Raw genomic sequence first — 23238 nt, forward strand, 5'->3', positions numbered from 1 at the left:
GAGAACATCCGCTCTGACCACAATCTGATCGGGCTGCCGATCATCGCGCTGTCGGCGATGGTGTCGCCGGCGGCGATCGAGCGCGGCCGGCAGGCCGGCTTCCACGACTATGTCGCCAAGTTTGACCGTCCCGGACTGATCGCGGCGCTGAAAGAGCAGACCGCCGAACTGCGCCGGGCGGCCTAGAGCATGATCCGGAAAAGTGGGAACCGGTTTTCCGATCAGATCATGCTCAAACGAAGGACCCGAAGGAAACAGCATCGATGACCAGCAAGACCGAGACCAGTGAAGGCGCGATGGCCGAATACGTCACCGCTGTGATCGGCGGGCAGCTGTTTGGCTTACCGATCTCGCGGGTGCAGGACGTGTTCATGCCGGAGCGGCTGACGCGGGTGCCGCTGTCGTCGACCGAGATCGCCGGCGTGCTCAATCTGCGCGGCCGCATCGTCACCGTGGTCGACATGCGCGCCCGGCTCGGGCTGCCGAAGGCCGCTGACGGCCAGCCGCCGATGGCGGTCGGCGTCGACCAGCGCGGCGAATCCTATGGCCTCCTGATCGACCAGATCGGCGAAGTGCTGCGGCTGCCCGACGACAGCCGCCAGGACAACCCGGTCAACCTCGATCCCCGCATGGCCAAGCTCGCCGGCGGCGTCTACCGCCTCGACGGCCAGCTCATGGTCGTCCTCGATATCGATCGCGTGCTCGAACTGGTGCCCAAGACAGCTGCTGCAGCGTAACGCTCCGTCGCGTAGACGGCGGATTCTACAAGGAGGCCAACACATGAAGACATGTCTCGTCGTCGACGATTCCGGTGTGGTGCGAAAGATCGCGCGCCGCATCCTCGAAGGAATGCAGTTCACCGTCATCGAGGCCGAGGACGGCGCCGTGGCGCTCGAAGCCTGCAAGCGGGCGCTGCCCGACGCGGTGCTGCTTGACTGGAATATGCCGGTCATGGACGGCTTCGAATTCCTCGTGCAGCTCCGCCGCATGCCCGGCGGCGATCAGCCCAAGGTCGTGTTCTGCACCACCGAAAACGGCATCGACCACATCTCGCGGGCCCTGCATGCCGGCGCCAACGAGTACATCATGAAGCCGTTCGACAAGGACATCGTGATCGCGAAATTCCAAGAAGTGGGCCTGCTGGCGCTCGATGCGTCGGCCGAAGCCTGACACCCAGATTCACCCTTTTGTCCTTGCGAGGCTCCCGTGACGCCCCCCGACTACGAGTATCTGCGTAAGCTCCTGAAGGACCATTCCGGTCTCGATCTGTCTGCGGACAAGCAGTATCTGATCGAGAGCCGCCTGTTGCCGCTGGCGCGCAAAAGCGGCCTGTCCGGCATCCCCGACCTGGTGGCGAAGATCAGGGCCGGCTCGTCCACGCACACCGTCCAGGTGGTCGAGGCCATGACCACCAACGAGACCTTCTTCTTCCGCGACAAGGTGCCGTTCGAGCATTTCCGCGACACCATCATGCCGGAGGTGCTGAAGGCGCGTGCCGCGCGCCGGAGCGTCCGGATCTGGTGCGCCGCCGGCTCGACCGGGCAGGAGCCCTATTCGCTGGCGATGAGCCTGAAGGAAATGGGCGCGGCGCTTGCGGGATGGCGGGTCGAGATCATCGCGACCGATCTGTCGCAGGAGGTGCTGGAGAAGGCGAAAGCCGGCATCTACAGCCAGTTCGAGGTGCAGCGCGGGCTGCCGATCCAGATGCTGGTCAAGTACTTCAAGCAGTCTGGTGAACTCTGGCAGATCAATCCCGAGTTGCGCTCGATGGTGCAGCACCGTCAGCTCAATCTGCTGCACGATTTCTCCGCGCTCGGCGCTTTCGATGTGGTGTTCTGCCGCAACGTGCTGATCTATTTCGATCAGGACACCAAGATCAACATCTTCAACCGCCTCGCCCGCTCGATGGAGACCGATGGCTTCCTGGTGCTGGGCGCCGCCGAGACCGTGGTCGGTCTGACCGACAGGTTCAAGCCGATTCCCGACCGCCGCGGCCTTTACCGGCCGAGCGGGGTGCAGCCGGCGCTCGCCATGCCGAGGGCCGCCATGGCGGCCGGATATTGAGCGATGACCGAAGACGGCAAATCCGTTGAGCGGGTCACGTTCAGCCGGGGCGTCGATGTCTGCATCATGGCCATCGACGGCACCTGGCGGCGCGACTGCCAGCTCAACGCCATCTCGGACAATGATGCGTCGCTGACGGTCGAGGGTTCCATTCAGGGGCTCAACCTGAAGGAGTTCTTCCTGCTATTGTCCTCGACCGGGCTTGCCTATCGCCGTTGCGAGCTGGTCCGCGTCAACGGCACCGAAATGGATATCAGCTTCCTGAAGGGCAAGCCGAGCAAGCGCCGGGCGTCCGCCGACGAAGAGCGGGCCCGAGCCTGACCTGACCTGATCTGATCTGATCTGATCTGATCTGACTTGGCCTGGCCGGGCACGGCCTGCCGTCAATCCGAATGCGTGGAACGGATGGTCGCCCCAAGGGTTGGGGCGTGTTGGGCGTCGTCGGACGATCCGCGTGATGGCGCCCGAACCCGGGGGGCTGCCGCCCCCGTGGGTCAGTTCAGGAGGCGCGCCGGTGCCTCCGAATAGCGCAATCGAGTGCCATGCCGAGGCCGGCGTCGCAGGCTCTCAGGGCCGTGGATGCAGCCTCGTAGCGTGGGGTGACGTCGTCAAGCACGGCGATGTTGGCGGCGGCGTCCCTCTCGGCCAGCAATGCCTCGCGCGCAATCGCCGCTTCGATCAGTCGCAGGCTCGCCTGGACATGGCCGATCAGCGCGACGAGGTCCGTCACGATCAGGTTGTAGGAATCATTGCCCTCGTCCAAACGCACTGCAACGCCGTCCGCCGCTGCATTTACCATCCATGTTTTCTCCACCGTCCCCGCTTTTAGGGAACGCGGTGCTACTTGTGCGTTAAGCGGACGTCCCGTACAAATACGGGTCCATTGATCGAGATGGTCGAGTTACTTCTTGTGCGGTCAGGTCAGCACGCTTCACCACTGATGGACGATGCAAATGGTTGAGAATGGCGCTCCTCGCGGGGAAATTTTCGTGGTCGACGACGAGCCCGCCGTCCGCGAGACGCTTTCCGTGGTCCTGTCGACCGCTGGTTACAAGGTGATCTGCTTTGCGGATGGTGCGGCGCTGCTCTCGGTGGCGCGCAGCAGGACGCCGGCCTGCATCCTGCTGGACGTGCATATTCCAGGCAAATCCGGCCTCGATATCCTGCGCGAGCTTCACGGCGAGGATTATCCGGCGCCGATCTTCATGATCTCCGGTCAGGGAGACATCCAGATGGCGGTCAGCGCCATCAAGAACGGCGCGCTCGATTTCATCGAGAAGCCGTTCCGCGGCAATGAGATCGTCAGCCGTCTCAATGAAGCGATCGACGCCTACACGCGGCGCCAGGCCGAGACCTCGGCGTCGCGCATCGCCGCGCTGCACTTCCCGGGGCGCGAGCCGCTGACCCGCCGCGAGCGCGAGGTGCTCGAGCAATTCACCGCGGGCGCCTCCAACAAGGAGGCCGGGCGTCATCTCGGCATCAGCCCGCGCACGATCGAGGATCACCGCGCCAACATCATGAAGAAGCTCGGCGCGCGCAATGCCGCCGATCTCGTCCGCATCGTGATGACGGCGCAGCGCCAGAGCTAGCAAAGGCTGGATTCTACGCTGATTTCCAGATTGCGGAGTTTGTGCGGCGCACGCCCGGCACACGGGCGGCGAACGGCACGTCTGCGCCGTGCGCAGGACGACACGCCCGGAAATCGAGTATATGCGTTGCGCAGGGCATGCGCTGAGACGACGCGCGTGCAGGCAATCTCGAGACACGCAATATCGAAGCACGCAATATCGAGCACATGGCGCACCGAAGATGACGAAGAAGAACAAGACTCCCGATCAATTGCGCAGCGCGCGCTGGTTTGCGCCCGACGATCTCAGAGCCTTCGGCCATCGCTCGCGCGCGATGCAGATGGGCTACGCGCCGGAGGAGTGGCGCGACCGGCCGGTGATCGCGATCATCAACACCTGGTCGGACGCGCAGCCCTGCCACATGCACTTCAAGAGCCGGGTCGACGACGTCAAGCGCGGCGTGCTGATGGCCGGCGGTTTCCCGCTCGAGCTGCCGGCGCTGTCGCTGTCGGAATCGCTCTTGAAGCCGACCACGATGCTCTACCGCAACATGCTGGCGATGGATGCCGAGGAGCTGTTGCGCGGCCATCCGGTCGACGGCGTGGTGCTGATGGGCGGCTGCGACAAGACCACGCCGGGGCTGCTGCTCGGCGCCACCAGCATGAATCTGCCGGCGATCTATCTGCCGGCGGGGCCGATGCTGCGCGGCAAGTGGAAGGGCCGCACGTTGGGCTCCGGCTCGGACGCCTGGAAATACTGGGACGAGCGCCGTGCCGGCAAGATTTCCGACAAGGACTGGGTCGACATGGAGGCCGGCATCGCCCGCAGCTATGGCACCTGCATGACCATGGGCACGGCGTCCACCATGACCGCGATCGCGGAAGCGATCGGCATGACCTTGCCGGGGGCCTCGTCGATCCCCGCGGCCGACGCCAACCACATCCGCATGAGCTCGGAGGCCGGCCGCCGCATCGTCGAGATGGTGTGGGAGGATCTCACCCCGCAGAAGATCCAGACCCGAAGAGCGTTCGAGAACGCGATCACGGTCGCGATGGCGATGGGCTGCTCGACGAACGCCATCATTCACCTCATTGCGCAGGCGCGCCGCGCCGGACAGGATATTTCGCTCGACGATTTCGAGACGGCGAGCCGCAAGGTGCCCGTGATCGCCAATGTGCGGCCAAGTGGCGACCACTATCTGATGGAGGATTTCTTCTATGCCGGCGGACTGCCCGGCCTGATGAACCGGATCAAGCAGCATCTGCATCTCGATTGCATGACCGTGTCAGGCAAGACGCTGGGCGACAACATCGCAGGCGCCGAGGTCCATAATGACGACGTCATCCGCACCGTCGAGAATCCGATCTACAAGGAGGGCGCGCTTGCGGTGTTGAAAGGCAATCTCGCGCCCGACGGCTGCGTCATTAAGCCTTCTGCCTGCGATCCGCGCTTCCTCAAGCACACCGGGCCGGCGCTGGTGTTCGACGATTATCCGTCGATGAAGAAGGCGGTCGACGATCCCGATCTCGACGTCACGGCCGATCACGTGCTGATCCTGCGCAATGCCGGGCCGCAGGGCGGGCCGGGCATGCCAGAATGGGGCATGCTGCCGATCCCGACCAAGCTCGTGAAGCAGGGCGTGCGCGACATGGTGCGGCTGTCGGACGCGCGGATGAGCGGCACCAGCTACGGCGCCTGCATCCTGCACGTCTCGCCGGAGTCCTATATCGGCGGTCCGCTGGCGCTGGTCAGGAACGGCGACCGCATCACGCTCGACGTCGCCGCGCGCACCATCGATCTCGATGTGCCGGAGGCGGAGCGGGCCAAGCGCCGCGCCGAATGGAAGCAGCCCGAAAAGCGCTTCGAGCGCGGCTATGGCTGGATGTTCTCGAAACACATCAAGCAGGCCAATGAAGGCTGCGATTTCGATTTCCTGGAGACCGGTTTTGGCAAGCCGGTGGGAGAGCCGTCGATTTATTAACTCACCACGTCGTTCCGGGGCGCTGCGCAGCAGCGAACCCGGAACCTCCAGATTCCCCGGGGCGCAATTGCGCCCCCGAGGTTCGATGCTGACGCATCGCCCCGGAACGACAATCGGAAAAACCACATGTCAAAACTCAGCGACGCCACCCGCAACAAGCTGAAGACCGTTTCCACCGCAACGGTTGCAACCGCGCTGTTCAAGCGCGGCCTCCGTATTCAGATGATCCAAGATGTTCATCCCTTAAGCCCGGATCAGCCGACCATGGTCGGCGAGGCCTTCACGCTGCGCTACATGCCGGCGCGCGAGGACCTCAACACAATCGAGGTATTCCGCGATCGCTCACATCCGCAGCGCAAGGCGATCGAGGAATGTCCCGCAGGCAGCGTGCTGGTCATGGACAGCCGCAAGGACGCGCGCGCGGCCTCGGCCGGCGCCATCCTGGTGACGCGGCTGATGAAGCGCGGCTGCGCCGGCGTGGTCACCGATGGCGGCTTCCGCGATTCGGCCGAGATCGCGCGGCTCGGCTTCCCGGCCTTCCATCACCGCCCGAGCGCGCCGACCAATCTGACGCTGCGTCAGGCGATCGAGATCAACGTTCCGATCGGCTGCGGCGACGCGCCGGTGTTTCCCGGCGACGTGATCCTCGGCGACAGCGACGGCGTCATCGTGATCCCCGCCCATCTCGCCGGTGAGATCGCCAATGAAACCCTCGAGATGACCGCGTTCGAGGATTTCGTCACCGAGGAGGTGCAGAAGGGTCGCGGCATCTTCGGCCTCTATCCCGCGACCGACGAGCAGACGCTGCAGGATTTTGCAGCGTGGCGGAAGTCCAGGGGACGGTAGCGCCTCACTCTCCGCCGTCGTCCTTGATAAGCGACCGCCACGCATTCCGCCGTCGTCCCGGCGAAAGCCGGGACCCATAACCACAGGGAGGAGTTTGGCGAAGGCTGGCAGTGCCGTGGTACTGCGACTTCCTTGCTCGATAGATCACGCGGTATGGGTCCTGGCTTTCGCCAGGACGACGATGGGGAGGTATCCGGGCTACGAAAGCTACACCTCCGCCCTCTCCGCCATCCCGACTGCCCACAGCGCGAACGCGTAGACGATCGCGACCTCGTCGAGGCGGTTGAAGCGGCCGGAGGCGCCGCCGTGGCCGGCGCCCATGTTGGTCCGCAGCAGCACCGGTCCGCCGCCGCGCATGGTAGCGCGCAGCCGCGCGATCCATTTCGCCGGCTCCCAGTAGGTAACGCGCGGGTCGGTGAGGCCGCCCATTGCGAGGATCGCCGGATAGTCCTTTGCCGCGACATTGTCGTAGGGCGAATAGGACAGGATGGTACGAAAATCCTTCTCGCTGTCGATCGGGTTGCCCCATTCCGGCCATTCCGGCGGCGTCAGCGGCAGCGTGTCGTCGAGCATGGTGTTGAGCACGTCGACGAACGGCACTTCGGCGACAATGCCGGCGAACAGCTCGCCGGCGCGGTTGGCGACCGCGCCCATCAGCATGCCGCCCGCCGAGCCGCCATGGCCGACGATGCGCTTGGCGCTGGTATAGTTCGCATCACACAGCGCGCGGCCGGCGGCGGCGAAATCGTCGAACGTGTTGGTCTTCCTCTCGCGCTTGCCGTCGAGATACCAGCCCCAGCCCTTGTCGGCGCCGCCGCGGATATGCGCGATCGCATAGACGAAGCCGCGGTCGACCAGCGACAGCCGGTTCGCCGCAAACGACGCCGGCATCGCCATGCCGTAGGAGCCGTAGCCATAGAGCAGCAGCGGCGCCTTGCCGTCGCGGACAAAGTCCTTGCGGTGCAGGATCGACACCGGCACCTGCGCGCCGTCATGCGAGGTCGCCATGATCCGCGTGGTGACGTAGTCGGCCGGGTTGTGACCGGACGGAATCTCCTGGCGCTTGCGCAACACCCGCGTCCGCGTCGCCATGTCGTAGTCATAGACCTCCGACGGCGTCGTCATCGACGAATAGGCAAAGCGTAGATTGGTGGTCTCGAACTCGTAGCCGCCCATGGTGTCGAGCGAATAGGCGGCCTCGTCGAAGGCGATCGCGTGCTCCTCGCCCGTCTTGAGATCGCGGATGATGATCGCCGGCAGCGCGTTGGCGCGCTCCAGCCGCACCATGTGACCGGCATAGAGCTCGACGTCGAGCACATAGACGCCCTCGCGATACGGAATCAAATCGCGCCAGTTGGCGCGCTCGGGCGACGCAAGGGGCGCGGTCGCGACCTTGAAGTCGATGGCGTCGTCGGCGTTGGTCAGGATGAAGAGCTCGTCGCCGCGGTCGGCGATCGAGTATTGCACGCCTTCCTCGCGCGCCGCGACCAGCCGCGGCGGTGCGTCGGGATTGGCGAGATCGATCAGCCGCTGTTCGGAGGTCTCGTGGTCGCCGCCGGCGATCACACAGAAGCGGCCGCTGGCGCTCTCGTGCAGATGGGTGAACCAGCCGGGATCCTGCTCTTCATAGATCAGGATGTCGTCGGCCTGCTTGGTGCCGAGCTTGTGCCGCCACACCTGCATCGGGCGGTGATTGTCGTCGAGCTTGACGTAGAAGAAGCTCTTCGAATCCGCGGCCCAGACCACGCCGCCATCGGTCTCCTCGACGAGATCCTCGAGATCGCCGCCATCGGCCCAGTCGCGCACCCGAATGGAAAAGTATTCCGAGCCCTTGGTGTCGGCGCTCCAGGCGTGCAGCCGGTGATCGTTGGAATGCCGGCTACCGCCGAACTTGAAATATTTGTGGTCCTTGGCCAGCGCATCGCCATCGAGCACGACATGCGCATCGCCGCCGTCGCGCGGCGTGCGGCAGAACAGCTCGTGCTGGCCGCCCTCGCGGAACTTGCGGAAATAGGCGAACGGGCCGTCCGGCGACGGCACGCTGGAATCGTCCTCCTTGATCCGCCCGCGCATCTCCTTGACGAGCTGCTTCTGCAAGCCGTCGGTGTGGCCGAGCAGGCTCTCGGTGTAGCCGTTTTCGGCTTCGAGATAGGTCCGGATATCGGGATCGAGGATCGAGGGATCGCGCAGCACCTCCTGCCAGTTCGGATCCTTGATCCAGGCATAGTCGTCCGTCACCGTGATGCCATGAGTGGTGAACGAATGCGGCCGGCGCGGCGCGACAGGGGGCGAATTCTTGGTGGTGGATTTGGTCACACGATCCTCATATGCGGGGTTCCGCCTTATATCGGGATGAATGTGGCGATTGCCAGATGGGTGGGCGCCGCCGTTTGTTTCGTCATTGCGAGGAGCGTAGCAACGAAGCAATCAATTCTATCCCTTCGGTGAGATATGGATTGCTTCGCTTCGCTCGCAATGACGGGGATAGAGCGACGCTACCCGTTCCGCAGCTTCGCGCCGGCATTGCCGCCGGACATCGGGATCTGGTTCACCGCCAGCACCACGGCAAATGTAATCACCAGCATCGCGATGCCGAGCACCGCGATCGCGGCGAGGTCGCCGCCTTCGTTGAGATCGTAGATCAGGACCGACAGCACCTTGGTCTGCGAGGTGAACAGCACGATCGCGGCCGACAGTTCCCGCATCACGCCGATGAAGATGAAGCACCAGGTCGCGATCACCCCGGTGCGCAGCAGAGGCGCGGTGATCTGGCGCAACGCCTGCAACCGCGTCGCGCCGAGGATGCGGCTTGCTTCCTCGAGCTCGGGATGGATGGTCGCGAATGCCGCCTGCAATTGCTGATAGGCCGAGGGCAGGTTGATGGTGAGGAACGCCAGCAGCAGGATCCACAGCGTGCCGTAGAGCACGAAGGGCGGCCGCGTGTAGCTCAGGAACAGGCCGACGCCGAGCACGATGCCGGGAACGGCGACCGGCGCGGTGGCGAGGAAGCCGAGGATGCGATGGCCCGCGATCACCTTCCGTGTCGTCACATAGGCGATGACCAGCGCCAGAATGGTGCCGATGGTCGCGGTCGCGGCGCCCAGAATCACGGTGTTCTTCAGCGCCAGTTGCGTCGACGACAGCTCGGTGAACACGAAGACGATGTTGTGCAGCGTTGCCGTCGACGGCGTCACCAGTGTGGTCGCATTCGGCGAGAACGCGGCATTGAGCAGCGCGAAGTAGGGCAGGAACACCGGGTTGAGCAGCACCAGGAGGCAGAAGCCGAGCGCGGCCCAGCGCCATCCCTTCAGCTCCACGCGGCGCGGCGCGTCATATTTGCCGCCGATCACCGAATAGCCGCGGCGGCCGAGCAGCGCCTTCTGGCCCTGCAGCAGCAGGATGGTCAGCACCAGCAGCGGCACGGCGGCGGCGGCCGCGAGTTCGAGCTTCGGCGGATACTGGAACAGGCTCCAGATCTTGGTCGTCATGGTGTGGAAACCGGCCGGCAGCGCCAGGATCGCCGGCGAGCCGAACAGCGTCATCGCCTGCAGGAAGGCGATCAGGGCGCCCGCGACCAGCGCGGGCAGCGCCAGCGGGATCGTCACCCGCCGCGCTGTGGTCCAGGCGTTGCCGCCGAGGATCGCGGAGGCGTCCTCCAGTTCACCCGGCATGCTGTCGAGCGCATTGGCCACCAGCACGAACACGAACGGGAAAGTGTAGCAGGAGATCACGAAGATGATCCCGGTCATCGAATAGATGTTGAACAGCGCGTCCGCATCCGCGCCCGCGAACAGCCGGTAGAGCTGATTCAACAGCCCCGAATTCGGCGCGGCCAGCAATTCCCAGGCCACCGCGCCGAGGAACGGTGGCGTCACGAACGACGCCGTCACCAGCGCGCGGATGGTCTGCCGGCCCGGCATGTCGGTGCGCGACACCAGCCAGCTGAGCGGCGCCGCGACGATGCAGCAGATCACCGCCGACGTGGTCGCGATGATCGCAGTCGTCAGCAGCGGATCGAGGAAATCGGGATTGCTGAACAGCGTGACGAAGTTCTGCAGCGTCGGATGGCGGTTCTTGTCGGTGAAGGCAAAAACCGCAAGCCACGAAAGCGGCAGCAGGATCAGCAGGATGAGCACCGCCGCGAACAGCCAGAGCACCGGGCGCGTCCAGTCGATGCGGGGGCGGGGGGCTGGGGAGGTGGTTGTGGTTGTTGTCATGCGGAGACTCTCACCTCGTCATTCGCGGTGCGCAATTGCGCACCTGAGGGCATCGCGAAGCGATGAGCCCGGAATCCATCGGGCCGCATGTGCTGACGGTGAAATGGATTCCGGGTTCGCGCGTTGCGCGCCCCGGAATGACGGTGGTGCGTGTCGAGACCCATGCCCTCACACCCGAAACAACCGCGCATAGCGCGTCTTGATTTCTTCGGTCATCGCCTCCACCCCCGCCGGATCCTCCTCCATCAGCTTGATGTCGGCGAGCCTGCGCCGGCCGGCCCTTGGCTGCACCTGGGCGTGCACCGAATATTGACCGGTGAAGTCGACGAAGAATTGCTGGGTCTCGCGGGTGTGCAGCCAGGCCTGGAACAGCTTTGCGGCGTTCGGATGCGGCGCGCCGGCGAAGATGGCCGTCGGTCCCGAGATTGTCGGCGTGCCCTCGGTCGGATAGACCGGCTCGACCGGCTGTCCGGCCTCCTTCAACAGCACGATGCCGTATTCATTGCCGTCGGCCATCACGGCGCGTTCGCCGAGCGAGAGCTTCTTCGGTGGGTCGGTCGAGGACTGCACCTGCATCACGCGCTGTTTTGCAAGCTTCTCCAGATAGGGCCAGCCGAGCTCGCGCACGATCTGGAATGTTGTGGTCATGATGGTGCCGCTATAGGCCGGATGGCCCTTCACCATCTTGCCGGCCCATTTCGGGTCGAGCAAATCGGCAAAGCTTTTCGGCGCGTCCTCCGCCTTCACCAGATTGGTGTTGTAGGCTATCGACGACAGCCACAGCCGCGTCGTCACGGCCATCCCGTCCGGGTCGCGATAATTGTCGGGGAAATATTTCGCGACGTCCTCGGGCACGAACGGCATCAGCCACCCGCTCTTTTTCCATGGGATAAAGTGCGAGGCATCGGCGCTGTTGACGACATCGGCGGCGTGGATGTTGGCGTCGAATTCCTGTGCCACGCGCTGGAACAGCCGCTCCGAGCCGGAACGCTCGATCTGCACCGTGATGCCGGGATACGCGGCCTCGAACACCTTGCCGAGTTTTTCGCCGACCGGCAGGTCCATCGACGAATAGAACACCAGCTTGCCTTCCTTCTTCGCTGCGGCGACAAGGTCGGGCGTAATCGCAACCGGCTCAGGTGCCGCGGCGCGCGCGGGCGATGCGAACACGCTGCCGGCTGCAAGCGCCGCAGCGCCTTTCAGGACATCGCGTCTGGAAACTGGTTTCCGCATCGCGTCCCTCCGTTTCTTGTTCATTAACGGCTGAGCGCCCGACAACGCTCGGGCGGCAATGTCAGCCAAACCTCGCTACCTTTCTCGACCGCGGTCTCCGTCGGAGTGGTCACGCGCAACGAGGTGCCGTCGGAGGTTTCCACCATGTAGTCGCGGTTCATGCCGAGATAGACCTGCCGCGTCACGATGGCCTTGAGCGTGTTCTGCGTTGCGGCCGGCGCGTGCGTCGAGAGCTGGATCTCGTGCTGGCGGATCGCGACCGGCGCGCTCTGGCCGGCTGCGAGTTTCGCGCCGACCACCTCGAGCGTCGCGCCGGCGAATTCCACGTGGGTCGCGTCGCGCGCGGTGCCCTTGATCACGTTGGCGGCGCCGATGAAGCGCGCGACGAATTCGGATTCCGGCCGCGCATAGATGTCCTCAGGCGCGCCGAGCTGGTCGATCTTGCCGGCGTTCATCACCGCGATCAGATCGGCTGTCGTCATCGCCTCGGACTGATCGTGGGTGACGTAGACCGTGGTGTAGCGATATTCATCGTGCAGGCGGCGGATTTCGAACCGCATCTCCTCGCGCAGATTGGCGTCGAGGTTGGACAGCGGCTCGTCGAGCAGCAGCGTCTCGGGGCCGACGATCAGCGCCCGCGCCAGCGCGACGCGCTGCTGCTGGCCGCCGGACAGCTCGCCCGGATAGCGCTGCGCCAGTGGTTCCAGTTTGGTCGTCGCCAGAATCGCGGCGAGTTTTTTCGCGATGGTGTCGCGATCCATTTTGCGCAAGCGCAGGCCGTAGACGATGTTCTCGGCCACTGTCATGTGCGGCCACAGCGCGTAGCTCTGGAAGATCATCGACATGTTGCGCTGCTCGGGCGGCAGCGTGCGGGCTTTCGACGACACCACGCGGTCGCCGACGCGGATTTCGCCGTCTGACGGTTCGAGGAAGCCGGCAATCAGCCGCAGCGTCGTGGTCTTGCCGCAGCCGGACGGCCCGAGCAGGCAGACAAGCTGACCATGATCGATCGTCAGCGAAACATCATCAACCGCGATAAACGATCCAAACCGCTTGACCAGGCCGCGCAACTCCACCGATGCCAAGCGATCCCCTCCATTTTGTTGTCTCGCAGGGATCCGTGCCCGGCTGTTGCCGGCAGTAAAGCGGAAAATGATGACGGCGGAAAGTGTTCGCGCCCCGTCATAAAGTCGTGGCTCCTCTTCGTTGCGTATCCCCCGACCACTCTCCCGTCATCCTGAGGAGCGCGCTCTTGCGCGCGTCTCGAAGGATGCACGGCCCAGATGTCTCGGCGCGCTCCGACTCGGTCGCGGCGGCAGCTCGGCCGTCGATCCTTCGAGACGGCCGCTTTGCGGCCTCCTCAGGATGACGGCGAGGGGTTGCGTTGGCGACGATGTGCCAGTCGGCTCATCGCGCCCCAATCCGACCGAATCAGTGCTTCCTTCTTCGCTCGACTCCAGCCTTTGATCTGCCGTTCCGCAGCGATACCGTCAGTGACGCGATCGAAATACTCTGACCAGACGAGGACCACTGGTCGACGGTTCAGAGTGTAGCCGGGGAAGGTACCCGCATTGTGCTGTTCGATGCGCGGCGCGAGATCGTCACCCGTGGCACTGCCGACGTAGAAGGACTCGTCGGCACAGCGAAGCATGTAGATGTAAATGCCCATCGCGATGATCCTGTCCGTATGCGTGGATCAAGAATGGCGTGAATGTGGCCACGGTCAATGGGCAATGCTATTCCACCATTCCGCGACCACCTCGTCCCGTCATCCTGAGGAGCGCGCTCTTGCGCGCGTCTCGAAGGATGCACGGCCCCGATGGAGCCGCGCGGCCGCAGCCGGGCCGTCGACCCTTCGAGACGCGCTTCGCGCTCCTCAGGATGACGGGTCTCAAGCCGCGGCTTTCTGCTCCTACGCCTTCACGTTGTCGCCGAGCCACTGGATGGCGGCGTCGGCGCCGGCTTTGCCGTGTGGGATATTCAGCGCGGTGAGCGCGACCTCGACGACGCCGAGCGTGCCGAGGATCATCGGCGCGTTGACGTGGCCCATATGCGCGATGCGGAACGCCTGGCCCTGCAAATCGCCGATGCCGGTGCCGAGCACGACGCCGCATTTTTCCTTGGCGTAGCGGTGGATTGCGGCGGGATCGGCGCCCTTCACGGTCACGGTCGTCACCGTGTTGGAACGCTCGGCGGCTTCAGTGATGTTGAAGCCGAGCACCTGGCCCTCGGCCCAGGTGGCAACCGCGCGGCGCACGGCTTCGCCGAGCAGCCGGTGCCGTTCGAAGGCATTTTCCAGGCCTTCGGCATGCAGCATGTTGATCGCCTCGCGCAAAGCGAACAACAGATGCACCGGCGCGGTGCCGGCATACTTGCGGTAGTGCTCGCTGCCTTCGCGCTCGGTCCAGTCCCAATAGGGTGTGCGCAGATCGGCCTTCTTGTGTGCGTCCCAGGCGCGGTCATTGGCGGCGACGAAGCCGAGGCCGGGCGGCGTCATCAGGCCCTTCTGCGAGCCGGACATCGCGACGTCGACATACCATTTGTCCATCTCGAACGGCATGCAGCCGAGCGAGGCAACAGTATCGACCATGAACAGCGCGGGGTGGCCGGCGGCCTTGATCGCCCTGCCGATCGCCTCGATGTCGTTGTAGGCGCCCGACGCGGTGTCGACCTGCACCGCGAGGATCGCCTTGATCTTGTGCTCCTTGTCGCGGCGCAGCCGCTCCTCGACCTCCGCCGGACGGATCGCGCGACGCCAGTCGCCCTTCAGCACCTCGACCTCGGCGCCCATCGCCGCCGCAGCCTGGCCCCAGCCGATCGCAAAGCGTCCGCTTTCCAGCACCAGCACCTTGTCGCCGCGCGACAGCACGTTGGAGAGCGTCGCCTCCCAGGCGCCGTGGCCGTTGGCGATGTAGATGTAGGATTTGCCCATGGTGGCGAACAGTTTTGAGAGATCGCGCAGCAGGCTCTCGGTCAGTTCGAACATCTCGGCGGAGTAGATATCGAGCGCCGGGCGATGCATCGCCTGCAACACCTGATCGGGCATCGTGGTGGGCCCGGGGATGGCCAGAAATTCCCGGCCCGCGCGAACGGTCATCGTCCTGTTCCTTATGGGTAAAGCAACGCAAATCATGCGTGTGAGGGGTCAAGTGCCGAGGATATTCCATCACGGCTGCGATTGCGAGCCGGACAAAGCAATCCAGCGTTTCCAAAAGCGCGGGACACAGCCTTATTTGCCGATCGATTCGACCACCGCGCGCCAGATCTGGTCCTTGAACTCCGTCGCGGCGGGGCTTGGGATCTGCTCGACGGTGCCGTGGTTCTTGCGGCAGGCCTCGACCAGCCGCAGCACCCAGATTTCGCCGTCGGTGTAATAGAGATCGCCGCCGCCATTGCGGCCGGCGAGGGTCGGGCCGATGCCGGTCACCTGATATTTCGCGGTGACCATGCCGGCGGACTCGAGGTCGGTGGCGAGCAGTGCACGTTCGGCGTCGAGATCGGCCGCGATATGATGGGTCACCGCCCCGGTGTAGCTGGAGATGCCGACACTGCGGTCGAGCGTCGCAGCGCCAAGCCACACCGGGCGCTTCTCCTGACCCTGATCCAGCACCCGCCAGAAGCGGACATGGTTGCGGCGATCCGCACTCGCTCCAACCGGTTTCTCGAAGGCAAGGTCTTCGCGGCGATCGAGATAGAACAGGTTGCTCACCGGCGCATCCTTGTAGGGACGATCGAGCAGCACCGAGCCTATGATTTCGATCGAGGATTTCAGCGTGACCGGATCGGCCGGATACCAGCCGGTCTCGTGCATCGCACAGACCACGTCCCTGGTGTCGCCGATCAGCCCGACATTCATGGGATCGCCGGGAATGCCCTGCGCGGTGCGCGTCACCATCGGCAGATTGGCAAGGCCCTTCTGGTGTTCGTAATGCGTCCACAGTGCGGGCAGCAGCAGATAGGCCGCGATCAGGTAGATGACGAGGGCGAACAGAAACAGCCGCAGATAGCGCAGGCGTTTGCGCCGGCGCGCCGCAGGCGGATTGATCTCGAGATCGGTCACGGTACACGTTTCCAGATCAGGTGTGTCGCGCGCCCTAGCGCCGCGTCTCGCGGCAGCCGGCGGCCTCGGCTTCCTCGACCGAGCAGAACCAGCGCGTGCCCTTGCTGATCTTCATCTCGATCTTGGCGTACCAGCGGCTGGTCGGCTGATGAAAGATGCATTCGCCGGAGCGGTTGACGTTGCCCTTGATGGTGCAGTCGGGCGAGGGCGCGACGGGACCGGAGGCCGAGGCGAGCAGGATCGAGCTGGCTCCGTCCGGCGGCTTCACCGCGCCGAGCACATTGGTCTTCTTGTTGCGCACGCGCCAGTCCCACGGCGCGATGAACGCGCCCTGCCACATCCCGGCCTTGGCCTCGCGCGCCGCCTTTTCGTCCGGCTCGTAATCATGCGAGACGCGGGTGTAGGCCAGCGCCCAGCCATTGCTGACCAGCCATTTCTGGATGTCCTCGCCGTCGACCTCGCAGCGCGCGATGGTGCGGCCGCGGCGATCGACCGAGCGGGGATGGCAGGTCCAGCTCTTGTTGCCGGCATGCTTGATCAGCTCGTCGCGCGCGGCGACGCCGCAGGTCCAGCGTTCGCCCTTGGTGTTGAGGCAGAGCTGGTCGGTCGACGGCGCGTCGACACCGCCGAGCCGGATGCGGGCGCTGCCGATCTGGATCTGGTCGCCGTCGCGGATCTTCGGCACGCCGGTGATGTCGGCGGCGACAGCTAAGGTCGGCAGCGCGAGCAGCAGGCCAGCAGTGAGCAGCATCTTGAACATCGGCATTCCCGGCCAGAATCTTGTCGTTCAAAGGGCTTGAGCGTCTCGACGTCAGTGCCCAAGGATTGTGCGGGCAATTGGGCAACCGTGCCAGTGCCCGAGTGTTTCCGCCAGTTTCAACTTCACGTCATCCGCTTCTTCGCCAGCGCGAGACCCATCAGCACGAAGGCCGACGTCACCTCGGGCCCGCCGACCAGGATGCGGGTCGGCGTCTTCATCTTATTCCATTCATAGGCCTTGTAGGGCCCCTTGCGGCCGCCCTCGCCGAGGCCCTGCACGATGCAGTGCAGCGCCGGCGTGAAGGTCGAGACCGCGGCGCCAAGATGCGCCAGCGCCATCAGCGCCAGCGCGGCGTCGAACGGGTTCATCTCGTGGGCGATCAGCTCGTTCGTGACGTAGCCGAGCACGCGGGCGCGGATCAGCGCGAACACGTTGCCGGGATCGATGACGCGCTGCGCCGCCAGCGGCAGCGCAACGAAGGCGGCGTAGCAGCGGCCGAAATAGGCCGAATAGAGCTCCGGCAGATAATAGATATGCGAGCGCGGATTCTTGAACGCGCCGCTTTCAACCAGGTTCTTCTGGAAGGCGATGATGCGATGCACCGTCTCCAGCCGCTGCGGCGTCTCGATGATCTTCCAGCGGGTGAGGTTGCGGAACGAGACCTCGAGAATGTCGAGGTTCAGCGTCGGATCGAGGTCGTTGCCGTAGGGCCGCTCGCCCGCGAGATTGTCGATCCAGGTGACGACGCCGCCTTCATAATCGATGTTGTCGTTGAGCGGCACGGTGACGCGCGGCTCGTTGGCGCCCGAGCGCACCTGGTAGCCGCGGTAGAAGTCGAGCAGCGGCTGCGCGAGGATCGGATCGTCGGAGCCGGCCTGTGTCGCGGCAGAGAACGAGCAGGCCGTGGTGTCGCAGTCGGGCACATAGACGCCGAAGCCGAGGTCCTGCTTGATCTGGGCGAAGAAGCGCGAGAAGCGCGGATGCCGGCCCGGCGCCAGCGCGGTGATCACCTTCACGACGGAGCCGTCATGCGACGGCACCTCCTCGGCGCTGGTCTTCAGGCAGAACTCGACCATGTCAGAGATCGCGCGCCGCGCCGCGCTTGTCTCATCCGGCGATGCCAGCCCGGTCTCGACAAAGCCGAGCAGCGCCTCGGTGAAGAACGCGTCGTAATAGGCCGAGCGGTGGCGGATCTGCACCGGCTCCCACATCGGCTCGGCGATGCCGCGCCAGGCCGGGTTGATCAGCACGCGCGCCGGCGAATGCGCGATGAAGATCCGCGCCAGGCTGAACAGCAGGGTCGAGTTCTTGTAGCCGCGCGCGTTGAGCCCGGTCAGCGCCATCAGCATCTCGCGCCCGCCGACGTCGGGGTCGCCGATTAAATTGAAGGCGGCATAGGTCGGGATGAAGCCGCCGTTCCTGCGGAACGAGCGCAGCAGATGCGCGCCGGTCAGGCGGATCACACGGTCGATCTCGGCCATCCCGGGCAGGCGCCCCGGCGCAGGCGCGGCCGGCGGGGCCGGGTGGCGGACGCCGATATCGTCCATCAGCGCCGCCACTGGCGCGCCGATCGCGGCCCAGTCCGGCGCGTCGGCGTCGCGCGCCTCAATCAGCGCGGCGCGCAGGCCGGCAAGCCGCGCGGGGTCGTTCAGCGCCGGCAGGCCGGTGCGGCGGAGCAGCGCGCGCAGCGGCGGATTGCCGAGTGCGGTCCGGTAAAACTTCCCGAGATGGGCATCGCCGCCGCGATAGGACTGCAGCACGGGGTCGCAGACGTCATACAGCGACGGGCCATCCTTGGCTGCGGTCAGTGACCGGCACACGGCGCCTGCGATCTCGTGAAAGCCCATGAAACTCTTTCTGTTGGAACCGGTTAATGCTGCCATCAGGCAGCATTTCCCGCGCTTCGCCCCAGACTCCCGCAAGCCGTTGGAAAGCTACATGAATCCCTGCAAAATACAAATGTGACCGAAGTCACGTAACGGGATCTTAACGGCGTCAATGGCCTCTGCCGGGCGGCAGCATGCGGCAAACCGGGTTGCTCCGGCCGCCCGGCCGGGTTAAGGGAGTGTTTGTTGCAGCGCCGCAAATTGAGATCAATCAACGGCACACACAGCTCAACCCCATTAAACCTGACCATCACTGACGCGACTAACTGGCGCGATCTCGTGTGAGCGTGATCGGGACAAAGATTGGGACTAGGAACGCTATGAACCTTAGGCAGCCTCATATTTCCCGTCGCACCATTGCCTTCGCTGTGGCGGTGGCTGGCACGGTGTCGCTGGCGATCGGCGCCCATGCCGCGCTCAACAAGCGGACGATGGATGTCGCCAAAGGGACCGTCGGGGCTGTCGCCACCGACACCACCGACACCACCGGCAGCATCCCGGCCGGCACCTCCCGTCTCGCACTGATCATCGGCAACGGCCATTACCCGGACGCATCGGCCCCGCTGGCCCAGCCGATCAACGATGCCCGCACCCTGTCGTGGGCGCTGCGCCGCGAGGGTTTTGACGTCGACGTGGTCGAGGACGCGACGCGCGACGACATGTTCCGCGCGGTCGAGCGCATGAAGGCCAAGATCCGCCCCGACACCGTCGTGATGCTGTTCTTCGGCGGCTATGGCGTGCAGGTCGGCCGCGAAAGCTACATGATCCCGGTCGACGCCACGATCTGGAAGGAAGCCGACGTCAAGCGCACCGGGGTCAGCGTCGAGTCCGTGCTCGATGCGATGAAGGAGCGCGGTGCCAAAGCCAAGCTCGTGGTGCTCGATGCCTCGCGCCGCAATCCCTATGAGCGCCGTTTCCGCGCCTTCTCGCACGGCCTCGCGCCGATCTCGCCGCCGGAGAATACGCTGGTGCTGACCTCGGCGACGCCGGGCAAGGTCGCCGACGATTCCAGGGCGCCGAACAGCGTCTTGGTCTCCGAGCTGATCAACAACCTCAACGCCCAGGCCGGCGCCGAAACCGCCTTCAACAAGACCCGCGTCGCGATCTCGCGCGCGAGCGAAGGCGAGCAGGTGCCGAGCGTGTCGTCGTCGCTCTTGGAAGACATCAAGCTCGGCGGCTGAGCCCAAGTCTTCCCGCACGTCGTCCCGGCCTAGTGCGCAATTGCGCACGGGAGCCGGGACCCATAACCACGAATGTGCGTTGTGGTGCGATGCTGGGGCCGCAGCCGCGTTCATCGCAAAGATCGGTGGTTATGGGTCCCGGGTCGCGCTTCGCTTGCCCGGGACGACGCTGTGGGTGCCGCGCCGTCTACTTCGCGTCCGCGCTCGCGCCCACCGGCCGCACCGGATCGCCTTCGCGCAGCAGTGCGCCAGCGCGGGCGACCACGATGTCGCCTTCCTGGATGCCGTCGCGGATCTCGACCTGGCCGGCCGACATCAATCCGGTCTCCACCCGCCGCGTCTCGACGCGGCCGCCGCGGATCACCTGCACCACGGTGCCCGCGGTGGAATAGAGGATCGCGGTCAGCGGCACCGCGACGCCGCAACTCTGCCCGGTCTTGATCTGCGCCCGCCCGCTCGAATTCACCAGCAGCCGCTTGTTGGCGGTGATGGCGATGAACACCTGGCCGAGCTGGCTGTTCGGCTCGATGGTCGGCGCGATCCGCCGCACCTTGCCGTCGACATCGCCGGCGCCGATGATCTTCAGCCGCGCGGTCTGCTCGGTCTTCAGCTTGGCGATGTCGCGGGTCGGCACCATGCCGACCAGGTCGTATTCGCTCTTGGCGATGATCGAGAACAGCGCGTCCTTGCCCGAGGCCGGCGCGCCGACGATTGCCGACGACGCCGAGATCGTGCCCGCCACCGGGGCTGTAATGTTGCTCGAATTGGTGCCGTCGGTCAGCTTTGCCAGCACCTGCCCCGCGGTGACGGTGTCGCCGGGATCGGCATTCACTTCCGCCACCTTCAGCCCGAACCGCTCGGGCCGGACCTGCTGCTCGTCGCGCGGCAGCACGATGCCGGACACCTCGACGATATTGCCGAAGCAGAATTTTGAGGCCTTCAGCACCGTCACCGCCGCGCCCTTCGGCGCAGCATCCGTCTCGCCCGCGGCAGACGCGGGCGAGACGGCGAGCAGGACCAGCACGGCGGCGGTCAGCGCAGAGGCGCGCATGCGGGGCAAAATCATAGACAAACTATTTCCACAACGAGGGCCTCCTGAATACCAGATGCCGCCTGGCCGGGCCAGCCGGCTGCGCCGCGTCGGCCGCGCCCGTATCCGCCAGCCCCAGCTTCGCCGGCTCCTCGGCGCGCCAGATGTGGCGCAGGATCTCCGGGTTGACCCGCTCGGCATGCGTTACCGGCAGCATGTGGCCGGCGGCCGGCAGATGCCGCAGCTCGGCGCCATCAATCAGCAAGGCGAGCTTTGCGACAATGCGCTGCGTCACATAGGGTGACAGCCCGCCCGACAGCAGCAGCGTCGGCACCCCCAGACCGCGCGCGGCGGCCGCCACGTCGTCCAGATCGAGCGCGGCGTTGAAATCGTAAGGCAGCTTGTCGGCCTGCTCGATCATCCGCAGACGCCCGCTCGGCGAGAACTGCTCGCGCGGGCCGGAGCCGGCCCAGAACGCGGTGAACGCCTCGACCGCCTCCATCACCGCGCCATCGAAAATATCCTGCGACACGATGTGCGCCGTGCGCGCGAAGCGCTCGTAGAGCCGCGCGTCGGCCGGCGAGTCGAGCAGCGTATGATCCGGAAAAGGGCGAAGCGGTTTTTCCTCGCGACAAACGCGGGGCGCGTTTGCGCGGGGATCATGCTCAAACAAAGAACTGTTGCGTGATGATGCGTCACGCACAGCATGATCCGGAAAAGTGTGCAGCGGTTTTCCGACAGGATCATGCTCAAACAAGGAGCTCTTGCGTGACGACTCGTCACGCAAGAGCGTCGGCAGCACCGGCTCGATCAGCGTCAGGCTGTGGATGCGCTGCGAATAAGGCGATGCGGTCGCCAGCCGAAACGCGATCGCCCCGCCATAGGAATGCCCGATCAGATGAATCGGCCCCGCGGCCTTTGCGAGCCAGGGCTCGAGCAGCGCGATCTCGCCATCCAGCGTCCGCGGCCAGTCGCGCCCAATGGCAGCAACGCCATAGCCGGAAATATCCGGCGCCATGAACCGATAGCCACTGAGCGCGGCCGCAAGCTTCGTCCATTGCCGTCCCGACCCCAACGAGCAATGCAGCGCCACCACCGACGCTGCCTCAGGCGTCCCGTTCAAACCCGTCATCAAACCCATCCTGCTTGTTCTTTTTTACGCGACCGCGCGTCGAGTCATGACGCGAACGACGCGGGGGATGGGTTATTCCTGGGACGAGCGGGAGAGGCCGTGATCGTGATCACGGACGCAGTCAGATTCACTGGATGTTGATTATCGCGAGAATGATCGGACACAACGACGGAAGAGCAGGCGTTTTGCTTTCCCATAGGTGCAATCGGCGCCCGGCCTTCCCTGCGCCCTCTCACAATCGAGGAGGGTGATTTGATCGCTCACTCGGGCGCAACGCGTCGCGAAGACGCGGACGCATATCCCTCACGCTGTTTGACAATGTTGATCCGGGACTAACGTGGCTCCGTCGCGCTGCTGCTCCGTCACCCTGAGGAGCGCGCTCTTGCGCGCGTCTCGAAGGGTCGACGGCCACCAGTCGGGCCGCGCATCCTTCGAGGCTCGCCCAGCGGCGCAATTGCGCCGCAAGGTTCGCACCTCAGGATGACGGGATTGATAGCGGTGCGGACGTGACTACAGCAGCACTACCTCAGCGCACGATGCGTTTCACGCGCGCCTTCTTCTTGGCGATGGGGGCTGGCGCCAGCTCAGCCTCGGCGGCAGCCTGGGCCTCGCGGGCTTCGCGCAGCGCGCGCAACCGCTCCATGTTCTTGCGGATCGCGGCCGCGTCGCGCTCGACCTCGGCGATGGCGCGGGCGCCTTCCTCGGCCGCCATCCGCTGTCGGTCGGCTCTTGCAAGGCTTGCGGGCGATGGAGCGGGCTTCCTGGCGTTCATCGGCATCCTCTCAAGGGCATGATCCCCCGCGCAAGCGCGTCGCGTCTGTGTCCCGCGGCGCAGCTGTCTCGCCAAACGGCGCGACGCAGCGTTCTCAGGGGTCACGCGCAACAGCACATGCTAAAACCCGCCCAATCCGGGTGGATCGAGCGGGCAGCAACGTCATCCCAGTACATCCGTGGAATGACGAACCGGCATGATCTCCGCGCAAACGCTAGCGTTTGTCGCGAGCGAAAAGCGCGTCGCGCTTTCCGCTGTAATCATGCCCAAGCAGGAATCTCAGACGATCTGAAGATTCTCGGCGCTGGTCTTGCCGCGCATCTTGTCGGTCTTCAGCTCGAACGAGACCTTCTGTCCTTCAGCGAGGCCAGTCAGACCGGCACGCTCGACCGCGCTGATGTGAACGAACACATCCTTGCTGCCGTCGCTCGGCTCGATGAAACCAAAGCCCTTCTGGCCGTTGAACCACTTCACAGTACCTGTCGCCATCTTCTCTTCTCCAAAGCGC

At 65.0% G+C, this 23238-nt stretch carries 23 protein-coding genes; 9 read left to right on the top strand and 14 right to left on the bottom strand.

Annotated features, from left to right (window positions below; genetic code table 11):
* From K359_RS54655 to K359_RS0140160, 5 genes are all read left to right on the top strand, one after another.
* Positions 1–186: hypothetical protein (locus K359_RS54655; RefSeq protein WP_029083690.1), on the top strand; the 186-nt coding region annotated here is incomplete at its 5' end.
* Between the two features lie 77 nt (positions 187–263).
* Complete coding sequence (locus K359_RS0140145) at positions 264–737, top strand: chemotaxis protein CheW (RefSeq protein WP_029084259.1); 474 nt, start codon at positions 264–266, stop codon at positions 735–737.
* 43 nt (positions 738–780) lie between these two features.
* On the top strand, positions 781–1170 hold the full coding sequence (locus K359_RS0140150) for a PleD family two-component system response regulator (RefSeq protein WP_029084260.1): 390 nt from the start codon (positions 781–783) through the stop codon (positions 1168–1170).
* Positions 1171–1206: 36 nt separating this feature from the next.
* Positions 1207–2064 (top strand): protein-glutamate O-methyltransferase CheR, encoded by an 858-nt coding sequence (locus K359_RS0140155; protein WP_029084261.1) that lies wholly within the window; start codon positions 1207–1209, stop codon positions 2062–2064.
* A gap of 3 nt (positions 2065–2067) precedes the next feature.
* Positions 2068–2385 carry a hypothetical protein gene (locus tag K359_RS0140160; RefSeq protein WP_029084262.1) on the top strand — a complete coding sequence of 106 codons (318 nt, stop codon included), beginning with the start codon at positions 2068–2070 and terminating at the stop codon, positions 2383–2385.
* Positions 2386–2563: 178 nt separating this feature from the next.
* Here the strand turns inward: K359_RS0140160 and K359_RS0140165 are convergent, their stop codons facing one another.
* A complete protein-coding gene (locus K359_RS0140165) occupies positions 2564–2863 on the bottom strand; it encodes a hypothetical protein (protein ID WP_029084263.1) in 300 nt (99 codons plus the stop codon).
* Positions 2864–3017: 154 nt separating this feature from the next.
* Here K359_RS0140165 and K359_RS0140170 point away from each other — a divergent pair, with 154 nt between their 5' ends.
* The 3 genes from K359_RS0140170 to K359_RS0140180 all read left to right on the top strand — a co-directional run bounded on the left by K359_RS0140170 (position 3018) and on the right by K359_RS0140180 (position 6459).
* A complete protein-coding gene (locus K359_RS0140170) occupies positions 3018–3653 on the top strand; it encodes a response regulator transcription factor (protein ID WP_029084264.1) in 636 nt (211 codons plus the stop codon).
* A 220-nt stretch (positions 3654–3873) separates the two neighbouring features.
* Positions 3874–5613, top strand: coding sequence for an L-arabinonate dehydratase (gene araD, locus K359_RS0140175; protein WP_029084265.1), 1740 nt, complete (start codon positions 3874–3876; stop codon positions 5611–5613).
* A 126-nt stretch (positions 5614–5739) separates the two neighbouring features.
* On the top strand, positions 5740–6459 hold the full coding sequence (locus K359_RS0140180) for a ribonuclease activity regulator RraA (RefSeq protein WP_029084266.1): 720 nt from the start codon (positions 5740–5742) through the stop codon (positions 6457–6459).
* A 207-nt stretch (positions 6460–6666) separates the two neighbouring features.
* Here the strand turns inward: K359_RS0140180 and K359_RS0140185 are convergent, their stop codons facing one another.
* The 9 genes from K359_RS0140185 to K359_RS0140225 all read right to left on the bottom strand — a co-directional run bounded on the left by K359_RS0140185 (position 6667) and on the right by K359_RS0140225 (position 18576).
* Positions 6667–8775: a S9 family peptidase gene (locus tag K359_RS0140185; protein ID WP_029084267.1), complete on the bottom strand. Its 2109-nt coding sequence runs from the start codon at positions 8773–8775 to the stop codon at positions 6667–6669.
* Between the two features lie 179 nt (positions 8776–8954).
* Positions 8955–10676 (bottom strand): iron ABC transporter permease, encoded by a 1722-nt coding sequence (locus K359_RS0140190; RefSeq protein ID WP_029084268.1) that lies wholly within the window; start codon positions 10674–10676, stop codon positions 8955–8957.
* Positions 10677–10844: 168 nt separating this feature from the next.
* On the bottom strand, positions 10845–11909 hold the full coding sequence (locus K359_RS0140195; RefSeq protein WP_029084269.1) for an ABC transporter substrate-binding protein: 1065 nt from the start codon (positions 11907–11909) through the stop codon (positions 10845–10847).
* Positions 11910–11932: 23 nt separating this feature from the next.
* On the bottom strand, positions 11933–12985 hold the full coding sequence (locus tag K359_RS0140200) for an ABC transporter ATP-binding protein (RefSeq protein ID WP_245284871.1): 1053 nt from the start codon (positions 12983–12985) through the stop codon (positions 11933–11935).
* Positions 12986–13269: 284 nt separating this feature from the next.
* Entirely contained in the window at positions 13270–13578 is a 309-nt protein-coding gene (locus K359_RS0140205) for a GIY-YIG nuclease family protein (protein ID WP_029084271.1), read from the bottom strand.
* 243 nt (positions 13579–13821) lie between these two features.
* Entirely contained in the window at positions 13822–15006 is a 1185-nt protein-coding gene (locus K359_RS0140210; protein ID WP_029084272.1) for an alanine--glyoxylate aminotransferase family protein, read from the bottom strand.
* 132 nt (positions 15007–15138) lie between these two features.
* A complete protein-coding gene (locus tag K359_RS0140215) occupies positions 15139–15969 on the bottom strand; it encodes an LssY C-terminal domain-containing protein (protein WP_051346673.1) in 831 nt (276 codons plus the stop codon).
* A 34-nt stretch (positions 15970–16003) separates the two neighbouring features.
* Entirely contained in the window at positions 16004–16729 is a 726-nt protein-coding gene (locus K359_RS0140220; RefSeq protein ID WP_029084274.1) for a thermonuclease family protein, read from the bottom strand.
* A gap of 122 nt (positions 16730–16851) precedes the next feature.
* Positions 16852–18576 carry a hypothetical protein gene (locus K359_RS0140225; RefSeq protein WP_029084275.1) on the bottom strand — a complete coding sequence of 575 codons (1725 nt, stop codon included), beginning with the start codon at positions 18574–18576 and terminating at the stop codon, positions 16852–16854.
* Positions 18577–18935: 359 nt separating this feature from the next.
* On the opposite strand from K359_RS0140225, the gene K359_RS0140235 reads away from it, so the two are divergent.
* A complete protein-coding gene (locus K359_RS0140235; protein WP_029084276.1) occupies positions 18936–19796 on the top strand; it encodes a caspase family protein in 861 nt (286 codons plus the stop codon).
* A gap of 187 nt (positions 19797–19983) precedes the next feature.
* Here K359_RS0140235 and K359_RS0140240 read toward each other — a convergent pair whose 3' ends face one another.
* From K359_RS0140240 to K359_RS0140255, 4 genes are all read right to left on the bottom strand, one after another.
* Entirely contained in the window at positions 19984–20862 is an 879-nt protein-coding gene (locus tag K359_RS0140240) for an efflux RND transporter periplasmic adaptor subunit (protein ID WP_029084277.1), read from the bottom strand.
* 7 nt (positions 20863–20869) lie between these two features.
* Positions 20870–21922 (bottom strand): alpha/beta fold hydrolase, encoded by a 1053-nt coding sequence (locus tag K359_RS57725; RefSeq protein WP_198031247.1) that lies wholly within the window; start codon positions 21920–21922, stop codon positions 20870–20872.
* Positions 21923–22484: 562 nt separating this feature from the next.
* Positions 22485–22670: a hypothetical protein gene (locus tag K359_RS0140250; RefSeq protein WP_334261911.1), complete on the bottom strand. Its 186-nt coding sequence runs from the start codon at positions 22668–22670 to the stop codon at positions 22485–22487.
* Between the two features lie 339 nt (positions 22671–23009).
* Complete coding sequence (locus K359_RS0140255; RefSeq protein WP_029084280.1) at positions 23010–23219, bottom strand: cold-shock protein; 210 nt, start codon at positions 23217–23219, stop codon at positions 23010–23012.
* Positions 23220–23238: the final 19 nt, after the last annotated feature.

Origin of the sequence: Bradyrhizobium sp. th-b2, from assembly GCF_000426785.1 — a bacterium.
GTDB lineage: Bacteria > Pseudomonadota > Alphaproteobacteria > Rhizobiales > Xanthobacteraceae > Bradyrhizobium > Bradyrhizobium septentrionale.